15 protein-coding genes and 1 riboswitch are annotated in these 16,243 nt (G+C 61.0%); of the genes, 2 read left to right on the forward strand and 13 right to left on the reverse strand.

From position 1 onward, the window contains the following. Nucleotides 1-25: 25 nt before the first annotated feature. From CGLAU_RS08430 to ctaC, 13 genes are all read right to left on the reverse strand, one after another. Nucleotides 26-559 (reverse strand): polyadenylate-specific 3'-exoribonuclease AS, encoded by a 534-nt coding sequence (locus tag CGLAU_RS08430; protein ID WP_095660314.1) that lies wholly within the window; start codon nucleotides 557-559, stop codon nucleotides 26-28. 2 nt (nucleotides 560-561) lie between these two features. Further along, nucleotides 562-783 (reverse strand): hypothetical protein, encoded by a 222-nt coding sequence (locus CGLAU_RS08435; RefSeq protein ID WP_095660315.1) that lies wholly within the window; start codon nucleotides 781-783, stop codon nucleotides 562-564. Further along, the gene (locus CGLAU_RS08440) at nucleotides 784-1,530 is read right to left on the reverse strand and encodes a lysophospholipid acyltransferase family protein (protein WP_095660316.1); all 747 of its coding nucleotides are present in this window, start codon (nucleotides 1,528-1,530) and stop codon (nucleotides 784-786) included. 14 nt (nucleotides 1,531-1,544) lie between these two features. Further along, on the reverse strand, nucleotides 1,545-2,489 hold the full coding sequence (locus CGLAU_RS08445; protein WP_095660317.1) for an ROK family protein: 945 nt from the start codon (nucleotides 2,487-2,489) through the stop codon (nucleotides 1,545-1,547). Nucleotides 2,490-2,491: 2 nt separating this feature from the next. Beyond that, a complete protein-coding gene (locus tag CGLAU_RS08450) occupies nucleotides 2,492-3,646 on the reverse strand; it encodes a glycosyltransferase family 4 protein (RefSeq protein WP_095660318.1) in 1,155 nt (384 codons plus the stop codon). A gap of 13 nt (nucleotides 3,647-3,659) precedes the next feature. Then, nucleotides 3,660-4,688: a C40 family peptidase gene (locus CGLAU_RS08455; RefSeq protein ID WP_095660319.1), complete on the reverse strand. Its 1,029-nt coding sequence runs from the start codon at nucleotides 4,686-4,688 to the stop codon at nucleotides 3,660-3,662. A gap of 174 nt (nucleotides 4,689-4,862) precedes the next feature. Continuing rightward, a complete protein-coding gene (locus tag CGLAU_RS08460; RefSeq protein ID WP_232507087.1) occupies nucleotides 4,863-5,624 on the reverse strand; it encodes a C40 family peptidase in 762 nt (253 codons plus the stop codon). 13 nt (nucleotides 5,625-5,637) lie between these two features. Beyond that, nucleotides 5,638-5,842, reverse strand: a riboswitch (cyclic di-AMP (ydaO/yuaA leader). Nucleotides 5,843-6,188: 346 nt separating this feature from the next. Further along, the gene (gene qcrB, locus CGLAU_RS08465) at nucleotides 6,189-7,829 is read right to left on the reverse strand and encodes a cytochrome bc1 complex cytochrome b subunit (protein WP_095660320.1); all 1,641 of its coding nucleotides are present in this window, start codon (nucleotides 7,827-7,829) and stop codon (nucleotides 6,189-6,191) included. Further along, complete coding sequence (qcrA, locus tag CGLAU_RS08470) at nucleotides 7,829-9,049, reverse strand: cytochrome bc1 complex Rieske iron-sulfur subunit (RefSeq protein ID WP_095661135.1); 1,221 nt, start codon at nucleotides 9,047-9,049, stop codon at nucleotides 7,829-7,831. Before qcrA ends, qcrB begins: the two co-directional genes overlap by 1 nt. Beyond that, on the reverse strand, nucleotides 9,046-9,894 hold the full coding sequence (qcrC, locus tag CGLAU_RS08475; protein WP_095660321.1) for a cytochrome bc1 complex diheme cytochrome c subunit: 849 nt from the start codon (nucleotides 9,892-9,894) through the stop codon (nucleotides 9,046-9,048). Before qcrC ends, qcrA begins: the two co-directional genes overlap by 4 nt. A gap of 47 nt (nucleotides 9,895-9,941) precedes the next feature. Then, nucleotides 9,942-10,562: an aa3-type cytochrome oxidase subunit III gene (gene ctaE, locus CGLAU_RS08480; RefSeq protein WP_198304883.1), complete on the reverse strand. Its 621-nt coding sequence runs from the start codon at nucleotides 10,560-10,562 to the stop codon at nucleotides 9,942-9,944. Nucleotides 10,563-11,002: 440 nt separating this feature from the next. Next, on the reverse strand, nucleotides 11,003-11,434 hold the full coding sequence (ctaF, locus tag CGLAU_RS08490; protein WP_095660322.1) for an aa3-type cytochrome oxidase subunit IV: 432 nt from the start codon (nucleotides 11,432-11,434) through the stop codon (nucleotides 11,003-11,005). Between the two features lie 17 nt (nucleotides 11,435-11,451). Beyond that, on the reverse strand, nucleotides 11,452-12,546 hold the full coding sequence (gene ctaC / locus CGLAU_RS08495; protein WP_095660323.1) for an aa3-type cytochrome oxidase subunit II: 1,095 nt from the start codon (nucleotides 12,544-12,546) through the stop codon (nucleotides 11,452-11,454). A gap of 400 nt (nucleotides 12,547-12,946) precedes the next feature. On the opposite strand from ctaC, the gene asnB reads away from it, so the two are divergent. Both asnB and CGLAU_RS08505 read left to right on the forward strand, forming a co-directional pair. After that, nucleotides 12,947-14,869, forward strand: a complete 1,923-nt coding sequence (gene asnB / locus CGLAU_RS08500; RefSeq protein ID WP_095660324.1) for an asparagine synthase (glutamine-hydrolyzing) — start codon at nucleotides 12,947-12,949, stop codon at nucleotides 14,867-14,869. A 346-nt stretch (nucleotides 14,870-15,215) separates the two neighbouring features. After that, complete coding sequence (locus CGLAU_RS08505) at nucleotides 15,216-16,223, forward strand: S41 family peptidase (protein ID WP_095660325.1); 1,008 nt, start codon at nucleotides 15,216-15,218, stop codon at nucleotides 16,221-16,223. Nucleotides 16,224-16,243: the final 20 nt, after the last annotated feature.

Below are 16,243 nucleotides of genomic sequence, written 5' to 3' on the forward strand. Positions count from 1 at the left end.
TAGTTGTACCACGTCAGAAGGGCGTTCACCTATTGAAAGGGCGATCTCGCGATACGGACACCCGGCTCGAGGAGTCGAGAGGAAGAAACTCAGCGCAGGCACGGAATTTTCGACGATTGTGCCGTGCGTCTACCAACGCATCGTGGTTCCCTTCCGGCAACCTTGGCAGACGCGGACGCCCCGCCATGATCCAATACTGCTTTAGCTCGTTGGTGTAACGCGGCAGTTCTGCAGGCAGGCCTCGCATGTCGCCCCACAGCTGCGCCAGTACCACATGGTCATAAGCGCCAACCCACGCCCACAACTCCGGCTTATTGCCCGGGGCAGTGAGGAACTCGAATACCTCCGTGCGAATCGTCGCAAGTGGCTTCCACGCAGCGCTCCCACGATCAGGGAGCTTGTCCAACACGTTGGCTTTGACCCAGTCGTTGGCGCGGTCCGGATCGAACTCGGAGGAAACTGCGTAGTACTCGCGGCCATCTTCGCCGACGATGCCAATCGAAACCAGCTCGATAGTGGCGCCGTCTTCGATGAACTCGGTGTCGTAGAAGAACCGCACGGCTACCGCTGCGTTTCTTCGCGGAGGTGCCGGATCTCTTCACGGGTGCTGGTCGTGGTCGTGTCTGCCGCTTTAGAGCGCCGCGGCCAGAACATGATGACCGCAACAACTATCACCGCGACGGGAGCGACCACAGTCGGATAGAAATCCACACGCGTTGCAATGAGGTAAAGCACCACCGTGGCAATCACGAGGCCTACCCGGGTGAGAAGGTCTTTATCCATTTATCGTTCCAGCGCTCCTCCCGGCTCGGTGCCCTCCGGGTACTCTCCCGTTTCCTCGAGTGTCTTTTTCACCTCTGAGGCGTACGCGTCGACGTAGGGGTAGCCCGAAAGCCCAGAGAGTTCGTGCATGACATAGTCCGTAAATGGGCGAATGACCTCACGCGACTCGGGGTCATACCCGTTCTCGCGAGCCCACTCGTGCGGGTCGATTGGCTCGCTGATTTTGATGCGCACCTTCGCGGGGCGCGGAATTGAGGTGCCAATCGGATTCGCGTCACGAGTACCGATCATCGCAGTGAGAACTACCGGAGCCCCGGTGGCCATGGCGACCCGAGCGACACCGGTTCTGCCCTTGTAGATCCGGCCATCCGGCGAGCGGGTTCCCTCCGGGTAGATGCCGAACACGTCACCGTTGTCCAATACGCCACTAGCGGCGTCGAGCAGCGCCTGCCCCGCGTCTTTGCTGGTGCGATCCATGGGGATTTGGCCGACGGAGGTAAAGAAGAACTTCTGCACCCGCCCTTTCAGACCAGGGGTAGTGAAATACTCCTTTTTCGCCGGGAACTGGATCTGCCGCGGCATCATGAGCGGCAGGTAGAACGAATCCATGACTGCCTGGTGGTTTGAAACTAGAATCACCGGGCCCTCTTCAGGCACGTGCTCAGCGCCTTCGATGGTGGGGCGGTTATAGACCCGCAATGGCGGCCCAAAGATCGCTTTGAAAAACGAGTACCACTTGTTTTGCATATTTTGTACTCCCTTTAGGCATCGGCGCGGGCCAGATCAGCTACGCCGATCATACCTGCCTGCGGACCGAGCTCCGCTGCAAGCACCTGCGGCACCGGCCGGTAGCCGGCGCCGACCATGTTGGCTGCCATTTCCGCACGCGCCTCGTCGAGGAACAGGTCTGCATCTGCGCTGACTCCCCCACCCACAACGATGCAGGCGGGATCAAGCACATCGGCAACAATGGACAATCCGCGCCCGAGCCAGGTTCTGAAGCTTTCCAGCGCCGCAAGCCCCAGTGCGTCGCCGCCGCGCGCCGCTGCCATCACATCGTGGCCATTCGCCCGCTTATCGACGACCTTGCGGTACAAAGCGCAATCCTCGTAATTGCCCTGCGTCGCCTTCTCCAGCGCACAGTCCACCAGCGACGTGCCGGAGGCGTAGCGTTCGAGACAGCCCTTCTTTCCGCACGAGCACACACGGCCACCTGGTACCACCGTGATGTGACCGAATTCGGGCGCGGTACCGAAAGAGCCACGGTAGATCTCACCGCGATCCACCAACGTAGCGCCAATGCCCGTGCCGACGGCGAAGAACACCCACGTCTCCGCGTCCTGCGCTGCCCCGAAGCGGTATTCGCCCCAGGCGGCGGCGTTCGCGTCGTGCTCTAGCCGCACCGGAAGCCCGATCGCAGCCTCCAGCTCGCGGCGTACCGGCCGATCAGCGCGCCACGGAAGGTGCGGCGCAAATCGCACGATTTCGCACTCTGGGTCGAGAAACCCCGCAATCGCCATACCCACGGCCGAGATGTCGAATTCATCCCGCAGATCCGCGACCAAGTCGACAATGGTCTGCTCAAGCTCAGCATCCACGTGCGGGGTCTCGGTGGAGCGCACTGCCAGCACGTTGCCGTGGGCATCTACCACGCCGGCGCGAGTGTTCGTCCCGCCGATATCGAAGCCGATGGTATGAGAAGCCATAACTAGCTATCGTAGACCGCCGGCGTTTCGCCTCGGAGCACTTCCACCAGCCTGTCCCCTAGCACCTTCCATGAGTACGCCTGCGACACGTGGCACCTGCCGGCTTGGCCCATGCGGGCGGCCAAGGGGGCGTCGATAAGCAATAAGCTCAGCTTGTCGACGAGCTCTTGGATGCTGTGACCGTCGACGACGAAACCTGTGTCTTTTGTGACCGTTTCGGGTGCGCCGCCGGAGTCGCCGGCGATGACCGGGATGGCGCAAGCTTGCGCTTCGAGGTAGACGATGCCCAGGCCTTCGATGTCGAGACCTGCTTTGCGAGTGCGGGCGGGCATGGCGAACACATCCGCGGCTGCGACGATGTCGCGCAGTCGTTCGCGCGAGACGGCACCGGTGAACGTGACACCCTCGACGTCGCGCGCGAGTCGCTTCAGCTTGTGACGGAACGGGCCGTCGCCGACGATGATGAGCTGGGTGCCCGGGACGCGCTCGCGGACAGCTGGGATAGCGCGGATGAGCTGATCCTGGCCCTTGCGGGCGACCAGGCGTGAGCTGCAGACAACTAGTGGAGACTCGCCAACGCCGAGAGATTCTCGGGTGGCGCGGCGCTCGACTGGTTCCGCGGGGCGGAAGAATTCCGTATCCACGCCCGACGGCAGGGGGACGAAGTCGGGGTCTCGTCCAAAGGCGTCCTTGAGACGTCCGAGCGTGAAGTTGGAAATGTAAGTGATGGTGTCAGCGTGCTCGCCGATGCGCTGCAATGAGCGGCGTGCACCCGGCACGAGCGACCAGCCGACCTCGTGGCCGTGCGTGGAGGCGACAACCCGTGCTGCGCCTGCGCGCTTCGCGGCCGCCCCCATCGCTGCGAACGGGGCGGCAGCACCGAACCAAACTGTGTCGATGTTGTGCGCGCGAATCAACTCTTGCATCTTTCGCGTCACCCGGACAGTCGGCAGCAAAAAGTAATGGGGCCAGCGCACGACCGTGTATTCGCGGGCCGCATCCCAGGCAGCAGCCTCCTCTTTGTTCGGAGTCGGTGCGAAAACGAAGACGGACTCCGGCCCCTCACGCCGCACGATCTCGTCGACAAAATCGCGGACGTAGGACTGAATCCCCCCGATGGCCGGAGGGAAATCATTGGTAACAATAAGCACGCGCATAGCGCGACAGAGTCTAGTACCGAACCGCCCCGCTGATTGGCATCGAGTCGTACGCGACCACCTGAACTGGGATGCCGTAATCCGAAGCGTGGACCACCATGCCATCACCGATATACATGCCGACGTGCGTGGTTCCCGGGTAGTAGCCAATGATGTCGCCGGGCTGAAGCTGACTCAACGGCACCGGCGTGCCTCCGGCAAGCTGCGCCTGGGATGTGCGCGGAATCGACTTTCCGTTCTGTGCGTAAGCGAAGACCATCAACCCCGAACAGTCGAACGCGTTTGGTCCAGTTGCACCCCAACCATAGGGCTTACCCACCTGAGCCATTGCCGAGGACACCACACCCGAGCCAGCCCCCGGAATATTGATGCCATAAGGGTCAATCGGATTGTCCTTGTTGATCCAGCGCTGCATGCCCTCAGGGCTCAGGGCATCCACCTGTGCTTCTAGGTCGCTTACCTGGGACTCCAGGTCCTTGCGCTCTCGTTCAAGCTTGCCGCGCTTCGCTTTGAGATCGTCTCGGGTCTTCTGCGCCTCGGTAACGGCCGCCACCGCTGCGTCGTTCCGCTCCGTCGCGCTGCGGCTAGCCTTGTCCAACCCCTGCAGTGTGCGCTCCGCATTGCGTGACAGCGTGCTCAGGAATGCAGCTCGGTCAATCGCGGCCTGCGGGCTGCCTGACTCGAGTGTGGTGAGGAGACGCTCATTGTTGGTGTTGCGGTAGCGCGATTGCGCGATGCCGTTGAGATTCTGCTGGAAGCCGACACGCTCACCGTTTGCGCGGTCTGCCGCACCACGGGCTACCTCCGCCTCGCGCGACAGCTGCGTAACGCGGCCCTCGGCCGCGGCGATCTCATCTTCGAGACCTTTGATCTCCTCAGCCTTCGCGGAAACCTCGTGGGAGACATTCTCAAGCTTGTCAATCAGCTCATCCACGTCGTCGGCGCCGGCAACTGGTGCCACCACGGAGGAAAGCACTGCGCCGAACGTTGTTGCCGCAACCGCACGTCCGACTCCGACCTGACGCTTTGAGTGCTTACCCACTTGTAATTCCTCCTGATGTTTCCAAAACCGCTATCACTATAACCCCCGGAATTCGGCGGTCAAAGGACTATTGGTCTAGGCGGGAAATGTTGTGACTCGAGTGAACCTAAGATGCCGCTGAACACGCAAAACCCCCGCACCAGGGTGGCTGGGCGGGGGTAGACTGCGCCAATTTTAGAAGCGCACCACGGAGTGGATCGGCATGTAGTTCAACGGTCGTTCGCCAACCGGAATGCCGGAGTTCAGCGCGTCGATCATCATGCCGTCGCCAGCATAGATTGCAACGTGGGATGCACCGCCGTAGTACACGACGATGTCACCTGGCTGGATCTGATCGAGCGGGATGTTCTGGCCTGCAGATGCCTGCGCCTGGGAGGTGCGCGGGATGGAGATGCCCGCCTGGGAGTACACCCAAGAAGTGAAACCGGAGCAGTCGAACGCATTCGGGCCGGCAGCGCCGTAGACGTACGGTGCACCCACCTTGCTGCGCGCGATGTCCACGATCTGCTGACCCTTGGAAGTCTCGACGACCGGGGCTTCCTCAACGATCTCTTCAACCGGCTCGGCGGGAGCTACGTACTGCTCAGCGGCAGCCACCTGCTCGGTGTACCGAACCTCCAGGTTGTCGAGGTACGCGCTGAAGCCCTGCAGGTTCTTAACGCCCGGAACAGCCTTCGCTGCCTTAACGGCTGCCAGGACATCGGCGTCAGCGTCGACACCCTCCAGCGACGGGATCCACTGTTCAATACCCGGAATAGCTGCGATTCCGGGGACGTTCTCGATGCCAGGAACTTCAACGGCAACCGGGGTGTTCGGAATACGTACCTCGGCCGCCTCGGCGGTCGGGACCATCAACGTTGCACCTGCAACAGCTGCAGTTGCAGCTGCCACGGTGCGTGCCACGGTGCTGGTCTCCTGGCGACGGTGCTTAGCCACGAAAAGTGTTCTCCATATCCTTCTCAATCGCCTACCGGGTTAGCTGACGGGTGGGGCTTGAGAATCAGCCCTGGCGCGCTCCGCGACAAGTAAAGCTGTCGTCCCTCACGGCCATTTACCCCAGGGGCGAAACTCCTTGGTTTCAGTTGGGCCCCCGGCTCCCGTTCCTGCGTGCTCATTGGGGGCACGCGGTGTCCGAGAAGCGGCGTATATGTTGTGTCTTCGTACCTTGCGTCAACGGTCGTTATCGCAATGTCTCGAACAGATTACGAAACGGCAAAGACGATGTCTACCCACTCGGCCGTTATCGATCCGTTATTTTTTCAAACTCCCCCAATCTGGGGTTACCTTAGCGCTGCCAATTCTTTGGCGCACGAACCGTCGATAAGCGAGGAACCGGTTTGTGAACTGGGCTTTCTCTCCAAGCCCTTCGGACCTGACCACGAGCGGGCCTGCACTCCCCCCGGAGCTATAGTGACCTTGCTCTCACAGAGGATTTTACCCGCTCGTAACAAAGAGATAAGGCCCCTTCCGCATTGGGAAAGGGCCATATCAATGACGGGATTAGCTGCGTGGCTTACCGTCGCTGTAGGTCGCGTCGCGGTCGGTGACGTTCTTCGTCTCCTCGAGCTGACGCATGGTCTCGACCTCCTCGTGGTGGTATTCGTCCGCCGCGTCTCGAACGCGCTCGGTGACGGCAATGTCGGCCGGGCTGAATGCACCAACAGTTTCCGCGTCGGCAAAACCGAGCTGGTTCATCTGCTTCGGCACGCGGGCACCGCCGTACTCGAGCGGGATCGGGTGTCCGTGCTCGTCCACCGGGCCCAGCGGCTGGTGGATTTCGACGAACGCGCCGTTCGGCAGCTTCTTGATCACGCCGGTCTCGATACCGTGCTCCAGCACCTCGCGGTCAGAGCGCTGCAAACCAACGCAGATGCGGTAGGTGATGAAGTACGCCAGCGGCGGCAGGACGACCAGGCCGATACGGCCAACCCAGGTCATCGCGTTCAGCGAGATCTGGAAGAAGTGAGCCACGTGGTCGTTTCCGCCAGAAATCGTAAGCAGCAAGAAGAACACGATGCCCATGACGCCGAGTCCGGTGCGAGCGGGTACGTCGCGCGGACGCTGCAGAAGGTTGTGGTGCGCACGATCGCCGGTGGCGGCAGCCTCGATGAAAGGGTAGGAGATCAAGAGGATCACCATAACGCCACACATCAGGGCCACCCAGAAGGCGCCCGGGATCGTGTAGTTGCCCAAGTAGAGCTCCCATGCCGGCATCACACGGGCGGCACCATCCGTCCAGAGCATGTAGACGTCAGGCTGTGAACCTGCGGACACCTGGGATGGGTTGTACGGACCGAGGTTCCAGATCGCGTTGATGGTGGTCAGACCAGCCATGCCGGCGAGGACACCAAAGACGATCATCATGAAGCCGACGGCTTTCACGGCGAACACCGGGAGAATGCGGATACCGATCACGTTGTTCTCGGTGCGCCCCGGGCCAGGGAACTGGGTGTGCTTCTGGAACCAGACGAGCAGCAGGTGCGCTGCGATCAGGGCGAGAATGATGCCCGGAAGCACCAGCACGTGGAGGATGTAGAAGCGGTCCAGCATCAGATCCGACGGGAAGTCGCCGCCGAAGATCGCCCAGTGGATCCAGGTACCGATGATCGGCACTGACAGGATGATCGCGGACATGATTCGCAGGCCGACGCCGGAGAGCAGGTCATCCGGCAGCGAGTAGCCCATGAAGCCCTCGATCATGCCCAGCAGGATCAGGGTCACACCGATCACCCAGTTCGCCTCACGCGGGCGACGGAACGCACCGGTGAAGAAGATGCGCAGCATGTGGGCGAACATCGCCATCATGAACATCAGCGCAGCCCAGTGGTGCATCTGGCGGACGAATAGACCACCACGGACATCGAAGGAGATGTCCAACGCCGTGGCGTACGCACGCGACATCTCTACACCGTTGAGCGGGAGGTACGCGCCGTCGTAAATCACCTTGGTGATCGACGGGTCGAAGAACAAGGCCAGGTAGACACCGGTCAGAAGAAGGATGATGAAGCTGTAGAGCGCCATCTCGCCGAGCATGAAGGACCAGTGGCTCGGGAAAACCTTGTTCAGTTGCGGCCGGAGAACACCGGCAATCGTGTATCGCGAATCAACGTTATCCGCGGCTTTAGCGAGTTTCGTGCTCATTAGGACTGACGCTCCCAGAATGCCGGGCCAACGGGCTCAACAAAGTTGCCCTTGGCGATGAGGTATCCATCTTCGTCGATAGTGACAGGCAGCTGCGGCAGCGCGCGAGCGGCCGGGCCGAAAATCGGCTTGCCGTACTGCAGCGCGTCAAACTGCGATTGGTGGCACGGGCACAGAATGCGGTTGGTCTGGGCCTCGTACAGAGATGTCGGGCAACCAATGTGCGTGCAGATCTTCGAGTAGGCGTAGAAGTCACCGTAGTGGAAGTCTTCCTGGCCTTCGCGCTCGACGACCTTTTCCGCGTCCTGCGAACGCAGGCGGATCAGCATGACCGCGTTGCGCGGACCGTGCAGAGAGTGCATGTGGTTCTCGTAGACATCGCGCTTCGGGTCGTACTTGTCGCCGTCGTTGACGTCTTCTTCGTACAGCGGGAAGATCGTCTCCATGGCACCGGCCGCAAGATCCTCTGGGCGCATACGCACCAAGCGCGAAACACCCGCGGTGCTGTAGTGCTCTCCAGCAGCACCAGCGTGCTTTTCCGCGATCGCGCCGGTGTCGCGAGCGAGGTAGATCTTCACCCCTTGGTCGTGCAGGGTCCAGCCGTGGGTCCAAAGCGTGCCGTCGCCGTGGTAGCCAAGGGCGTGACGCTCGCGCCACGGGTTCTTGATCAGACCACCGAGCGGAGCGATCACCACGAGACCGGCGAGGACACCGGCAGTGCCGAGAAGACCTTTCATTGCGGTGCGGCGACCGAGAGTGGAGGTCTCCCAAGCATCGTTCAGCAGAGCGGTAGTGGTACGGCGGTCGAGCTCCGAGGACCGGCCGTCGTGACGACGCTGTACCGAAATCTCCTCAGGGATGAACTTCTTCACGTACTGAACCATCGCAATGCCGAGCGATAGGAACGACAATCCGGCAGTCAAACCAAGCAGCGGGGTATATGCAGTGTAGATCCACAGGCCTTCATCACCGTGGAACTTCGGCTCCCACGGCCAGAAGAGGTAGATGCCGAGGAAGGCAATCGCGGTCACAACCGAAACTGCGAGCCACGCATTGATGCCTGCAGCAGCGGACTTCTCTCGCGGGTCACCCTCGACCGGAAAACGTTCCTTGCGGTAGGCGACGGTAACGTCGTCGAGCTCGGTGCCGAGCGCAGCGAGCTCCGCATTGCTCATGCGCTCAAGCTCCTGGTCGGTGTAGTTCTTTTTCACTTCACTCATGAGCGGGATCCAATCCAAATCGCGGCTGCGGCCACAAGGGTCACGCCAATCATCCACATGGCCATACCTTCAGACACCGGGCCAAGGCCACCAAGTCCCCAGCCACCCGGGCTCGGCGTCTCCTTTGACGACTTGATGAAGGCAATGATGTCCTTCTTCTCGTCTGCGCTGAGCTGACGGTCTGAGAACTTCGGCATGTTCTGAGGGCCGGTAAGCATCGCCTGGTAAATCTCCTGCTCATTCGCAGGGTCAAGCTCCGGAGCGTACTTACCGGAAGACAGTGCGCCACCCCGGCCGGTGAAGCTGTGGCACGATGCACAGTTCAGACGGAAGAGTTCGCCGCCGCGCGCGACGTCCGCAGCCTGAATCTGCCCGTCGTAGCCCTTGCCGCGCAGCTCCTCCATCGCTACGGTGCCGTCCTCGTTGTACACCAGCTCAGGGCCGCCGCCGTTAGCCGCGACGTAAGCCGCAAGAGCAAGCGCCTGCGACTCGGTGTAGCGCGGGCGCTTACGCTCAGCCTGCGCGTCATTCGACATCATCGGCATGCGGCCAGAGTTGACCTGGAAGTAAACCGCGCCTTCACCCGTGCCGATCAGCGACGGACCGCGATCTTCGACACCCTGCAGGTTCGCACCGTGGCAGGTGATGCAGGCCTGGTCGTAGAGGTCCTTGCCCTCCTGGATCATGGCCTGATCGTCGCGCTGGGCGGTTGCAACCTGTGCATTAGGGACGATTGCCGCGGCGAGGAAACCCGCTCCCGTCAGACCCAGGGTCAGGGCGGCGGCACCGGCGACAGTGCGCTGCGCCTTGCGGCGGCTGCGCTTCTTCTTAGGTGTGTTATCCATGTTGTTCCCTTTAGACATCTTTGAGAAATACGTTCGGGCCAACCGGCTTACTGAACGATGTAGAGAGTGATGAACACGCCGATCCAGATGGCATCGACGAAGTGCCAGTAGTACGAAGTCGCCATCGCCGCAGTCGCCTGCGCCGGGGTGAACTTCGACTTATGGACACGCAGGAGTACGACGATGAAGGCGAGGATTCCGGCTGTCACGTGCGCCATGTGGAAACCGGTGATGATGTAGAACACCGAGCCGTAGACGCTGGACTGGATGGTCACGCCCGCGTGCACCATTTCCGTCCACTCAAACGCAACGAGGCCAAGGAAGATGACGCCGAGGGCGATGGTTACGCCAAACCACTTGCGCAGGCCGAAGACGTCACCCCTCTCCGCCGCGAACACGCCGAACTGGGAAGTAAACGATGAAGCAACGAGCACCACGGTGATGATTCCACCGAACAGGATGTTTAGGTGCGCCGTCTGGTTATCCCAGTCGTTGGCTGCCAGACCGTTCGCACGAGACACGAAGTACATCGAGAACAGGCCGGCAAAGAACATCAACTCTTGGGCGAGGAACGCGATCGTGCCGACGCTGACGATGTTTGGTCGGTTCAGCGCAGAGACGCGATCTTGCGGAGTCGCCATGCCTTGGTTAGAAATTGCGGTCGTCACGCATGTGATTATTCCCCCTCACGACCGTAAAGTCACCTCGATTACCCCCGACTTTTTTCTGAGGCCACGGCTACAACCTGCCGTTTTTCCTGCCGCGCTGCGTTAAGCCCGTGGCTACCTTCGACAGCCTCCACCAGCCGGCGCGAGCGCGCTTGTCATCTCTGCAGGTCAACTGCCAATGAAATTTTCAGTTGTCCGCGTGGCGGATGCGACATCCTCCGGACTGCGAAACGAATCCGTCGGATGATGATCCCCCAGAGTTCCCGAACGTGTTGGACATCACAGTGCCTTTGCCTTTAACCCCACCCTGAACCAACTTTCGGATGACCCCCACGCCGTCGGCACTCCCCCTTCCCCGGAGGAGTGGGTGAGCGGATTCTGGACGACAAAACCCCGCCTCCGTCTTACGACGAGAGCGGGGCAACCCAAGCGCGAGATAGCTAGTGCTTCTCGCTCGGGATTCCGTACTGCAGATTCAGCTGGGTGGTTGTCCAGATCAGGAACACCGCACCGAAAGCCACAAGCCAGATCTGGTAGAAAGCGATGCCGAGTCCAAGGAAGAGGACCGCGCCAGCCATAGCGAACGGCCAGATCGATCCAGGCGAGAAGAAGCCCAGCACGCCAGCGCCGTCCTCAATCTCTGCCTCTTCCCAGTCCTCCGGGACGATATCCATGCGGCGCTCGGTGAAGTCGAGGTAGACACCCAGCATGAACGACATCAATGTTGCGAGCACGAGTGCGGCACCGCCGACCCACTCCATGCCACCTCGCCAGGCATCCTCCCCGATCCGCGACGTCGCGATGATGTAGAAGACGGCCATCAAACCCAAGAAGGTGCCGATAGCGTAGAAGACTCTTGCGCCAGTTCCCATTTTTCTACACTCTCTTTCTAAACAGTCGCGTTCGGGTCAACGGTGTTCTGGCCGTCGCGGGTACCCACGCGGTTAGAAACGAACGGCTTGGTGGAGGTTGCGTACGGCGCTTCCCCAATTTCCTGCAGTGCCGCCGAGTTCGGAGCCTGCGGGTTCTCGAGACGGAAGTCCATGTACTGCTTGAACTTTTCCGGGGTCACAGCGCGAACCTCGAAGTTCATCATCGCGTGGTACGTACCGCACATCTCGGCACAGCGGCCAACGAAGGCACCTTCTTCCTCGATCTTTTCGATCTGGAAGCGACGTTCCTGCTGGTTCGACTCCGGGTGAGCGTACGCATCGCGCTTGAACAGGAACTCCGGAACCCAGAACGCGTGGTTCACGTCAGCGGACGCGAGGCGGAACTCAATCGCCGTATCGGTCGGCAGTACCAGGACCGGAACCTCTTCGGTGCTACCGACGGTCTCGATCTGGTTGTAGTTCAGGTACGACAGGTCACCCATGGAGGTGCCGTGAATCGGGTTCGCGTTGTGCATCTCCTCGGGATCGTGCTTGGTCATCTCCGCGAGATCCTGGCGTTCCTTATCGCGCCCGTCGTAGTCCTGACCGTCCGCGGAGAGGTTGCCCGAAACGTTGGCGTAGCCGAACTTCCAGTTCCACTGGAACGCGGTCACGTCGACCACAACCTCCGGACCCTTGTTCAACGCCGTGGTTCGGGTCTGTGCCTGCACAGTGAAGAAGAACAGCACCATCACGATGATGATCGGCACGATGGTGAGCCCGAGCTCCAACGGGACGTTGTACTGGAGCTGCTTCGGAAACTCTGGTGCACCCTGCTTCTCGCGACGCTTGTTGCCCCAGGCGAAGATGGCGACCAAGAACAGGCCCCACATAATGATGCCGATGATCCAGGCAGCCACCCAGACCCACACCCAGAAGTTGTACATCTGGGTCGCCTCAGGGGTGACGCCGCTCGGCCACCCCATGTCCAGGACGCGCGCAATGCCTGCCGGAGGGGCAACCTCACAGCCCGCGAGGAACAAGCCCCCAAAGAGCAACGAGCCCGCGGCACCAGCCTTCTTGGCAAAGCTGCGGTTCTTTTGCTTTTCCACGTGTGTTTGCCTTCCTGTCCACACTTCAACCACGAACGTTCATGGAAATGCCAGAACATTCCTACCCAGACAGAATAGTTCATCGGGACTACGCCGCTGGAATTCTCTAAGGGTGACGCCCATCGCTTCACTATCGACGGGTGCGCCTTGCCGTTGCAGTCGAGTTTAACGCCCAAACGCTGCACAAAACCCAACCCACGAGGCGACTGACGCTCCACCCACCTTCGGTGCTCCAAAAACTTCCACCGAAAGTTGGCCCCCTTTCGGGGCACGGCAAAAGGTGGAGCGAACGCAGCGGACCCGCGCTCCCAACTGACGCGGCGCATCTCTATTGTTTAGGTGAGTACCGCGCCGGCCTGCACGCCCCGGCGCACCTTAATTAATAGGGAGTGAAGCAACGATGTGTGGCCTTATCGCGTTCTTGTCCGCCGATGGCACTGCCGAGAAGTACGTTGATGCTGTCGATCGGGCGATGACCTGCATGTATCACCGTGGTCCGGACGCAGCTGGAACTTGGCACGATTCCAGCGCCGTCTTTGGTTTCAACCGCCTGGCCATTATCGATATCGAACATTCGCATCAGCCGCTGCGGTGGGGACCGCAGGACAACCCGGAGCGCTACGCCATGACGTTCAACGGGGAGATCTACAACTACATCGAGCTGCGCGAGAAGCTCATCGAGGCCGGCTACGAGTTCAACACCGAAGGCGACGGCGAGCCGATCATTGTGGGCTACCACCATTTCGGCGAGAAGGTAGTTGAGCACCTGCGCGGCATGTTCGCATTCGTCATCTGGGACACCGAGAAGAAAACGATGTTCGCCGCCCGCGACCCGTTCGGCATAAAGCCGCTGTACTACGCCACTACCGAGGCCGGCACCGTCTTCGCGTCCGAAAAGAAGTCCATCCTGGAGATGGCAGAGCAGCTCGGACTGAACCTCGACCTCGACCAACGCGCCATCGAGCACTACGTCGATTTGCAGTACGTTCCAGAACCTGAAAGTCTCCACGCCCACATTCGCCGTCTTGAGTCCAGCTGTACGGCAACCTTGGAGCCCGGTTCAAACGTCAACGCCGAGCGTTACTTCAAGCCGACATTCCAACCGACCGCGGTGACGAAAGACGCTGAGCAGGATCTCTACGACCGGATTGCTAAAGCGTTAGAGGATTCCGTCGAAAAGCACATGCGCGCTGACGTGACGGTGGGCTCTTTCCTTTCTGGTGGCATTGACTCCACTGCTATCGCGGCGCTGGCTAAGCGACACAACCCCGACCTGCTGACCTTCACCACCGGCTTTGAGCACGCGGGATACTCCGAGGTCGACGTGGCCGCAGAGTCGGCCGCCGCGATCGGCGTCGAGCACATCGTCAAGATTGTCAGCCCAGAGGAATACGCCGACGCAATTCCGAAGATCATGTGGTACCTCGACGACCCGGTGGCGGACCCGTCGCTTGTGCCGCTTTACTTTGTGGCACAGGAGGCCCGCAAGCACGTCAAGGTGGTGCTCTCCGGCGAGGGCGCAGACGAGCTCTTCGGCGGCTACACCATCTACAAGGAGCCGCTGTCGTTGCGGCCGTTTGAGGTGCTGCCCACTCCCCTGGCTCGCGGCCTGAACCGCCTCAGCCGCGTGCTGCCGGATGGAGTGAAAGGCAAGAGCCTGCTCGAGCGCGGCACCACGCCGATCGAGGACCGCTACTACGGCAACGCCCGCTCCTTTAACTTCGCGCAGTTGCAGCGGGTGCTGCCGTGGGCGAAGGAAGAGTGGGACCACCGCGAAGTCACCGCCCCCATCTATGCTGGCTCGACTGAGATGGATCCGGTGGCACGCATGCAGAACCTCGACCTGTTCACGTGGATGCGCGGAGACATCTTGGTCAAGGCCGACAAGATGAACATGGCCAACTCCCTCGAGCTACGCGTGCCCTTCCTGGATAAGGAAGTGTTCGCGGTCGCAGAGACCATCCCGCATGAGTACAAGATCGCGCACGGCACCACCAAGTACGCATTGCGCCGCGCGATGGAGCAGATCGTCCCTGCGCATGTGTTGAACCGAAAGAAGCTCGGTTTCCCAGTGCCGATGCGCCACTGGCTCGCAGGGGAAGAGCTTTACGGTTGGGCTCAGGACACCATTGAGCAATCGCTTACCGACGACATCTTCAACAAACGCGAAGTCTTGGAGATGCTCAAAGAACACCGCGATGGCGTTTCCGATCACTCGCGGCGACTTTGGACGGTGCTGGCGTTCATGATCTGGCACGGTATTTTCGTCGAAAAGCGAATTGACCCTCAGATTGAGCACAAGGATTACCCGGTCAAACTGTAACGGGGGGGCCATGAGCAAGGGCAGCCGGAAGACGCTGCCGAGTACGCCGGCTCAGAGGAACCGTCGCACATATCACGTGTGGTGCTGGTGAACCTGGCAACCCTGACGGCGTTCGCTTCGGTAGGACTGCTCATGGTAGACACCGCGAGTGCGAAAGGCCTTGAAGCTTGGGGGACGGCGGTCATGTCGCTGGGTAGCTAACGGTGCGGTGCGGCTCCGGACTGCTTTGGACTGTGGGGGTAGTGCTGGCGCTACTCGCGTTGTAGCGCGAAAGGGATGGCTACCAGTGCTTCTAGTTGGGAGGATGAGGCAGAACATCGGAGCTCAACCAGACAGGAGCACGCATATGTCCCGTACAACCCGTACCCGGAAAGTCGGCGCCGTTGTTGGAGCGGTGCTTTTGGTGCTGGCTCTTCTCTTCGCTGCCGCCGCGTACTTTTTGGGGCCAGCACTGACGGCGCAGACTACGGGCACCGCGCGATTCTTCGGTACGGATACCCCGAAGCGCTACGCCCGGACAGTGCTCGACCTTTCGGAAAGCATGGGGCTGTACGGCGACTCTGAGGAGTTCGCCGCAGCGCGCGCCGAAGTCGAAGCGGCGATGGGGGATGCAGCCACCCGCGAAGAGCTTTACGACGTACTAGACAGCGCCGTGAGGGCAGCTGGCGGAAAACACTCCCGCCTCCTTCCGCCTGGCGTGGAGGGTGGAGGAGACGACGGCGGCGAAGATGAGCTACCGAGCGTCCGCGACGAAGAGGGCGTGACCGCGGCATCTGTCCCATCAGTCTCGCGCCTGGCGGACGGTCAAACTTACGCCGACATCTTGACTCGCGGCCTTGTCGAGGCGCGCGACAGTGGCTCATGCGGAGTCTTGGTAGACCTGCGAGGCAACGGCGGTGGCGACATGGGCCCGATGGTGGCAGGGCTCAGCCCGCTTTTGCCCGACGGCCCTGCGCTGCACTTCATCTTCAAGAACAGCGAGAACCCCGTCAACATCGACGGAAACAGTGCGACCGGCGGCGGGACCGCAACCTCAACCGAAGGCGGTAAGTGGGAGACACCGGTAGCAGTGCTTGTCGACGGCGACACGGCATCCTCAGGCGAAGCCACGATGCTGGCTTTCCGCGGTCTCGACTACTCGTCGAGTTTCGGCTCCCCAACCGCGGGCTACGCGTCAGCGAATATGATTTACGACTTCCCCGATGGATCCGCGTTGATGCTCACCGTCGCGAAAGATAAGGCGCGAACGGGCGAGGAGTTCTCGGAAGACCCGATCCAGCCGGACGTTGTCACCGATCAACCCGAGCAAGATGCCCGTGGGTGGCTGGCTGAGCGGTGCGGCGTGGCGTCGTAAAGCTAAAAACCTCAAGTCCC

The sequence above is a fragment of the Corynebacterium glaucum genome (genome assembly GCF_002287505.1).
In the GTDB taxonomy this organism is placed as follows: domain Bacteria; phylum Actinomycetota; class Actinomycetes; order Mycobacteriales; family Mycobacteriaceae; genus Corynebacterium; species Corynebacterium glaucum.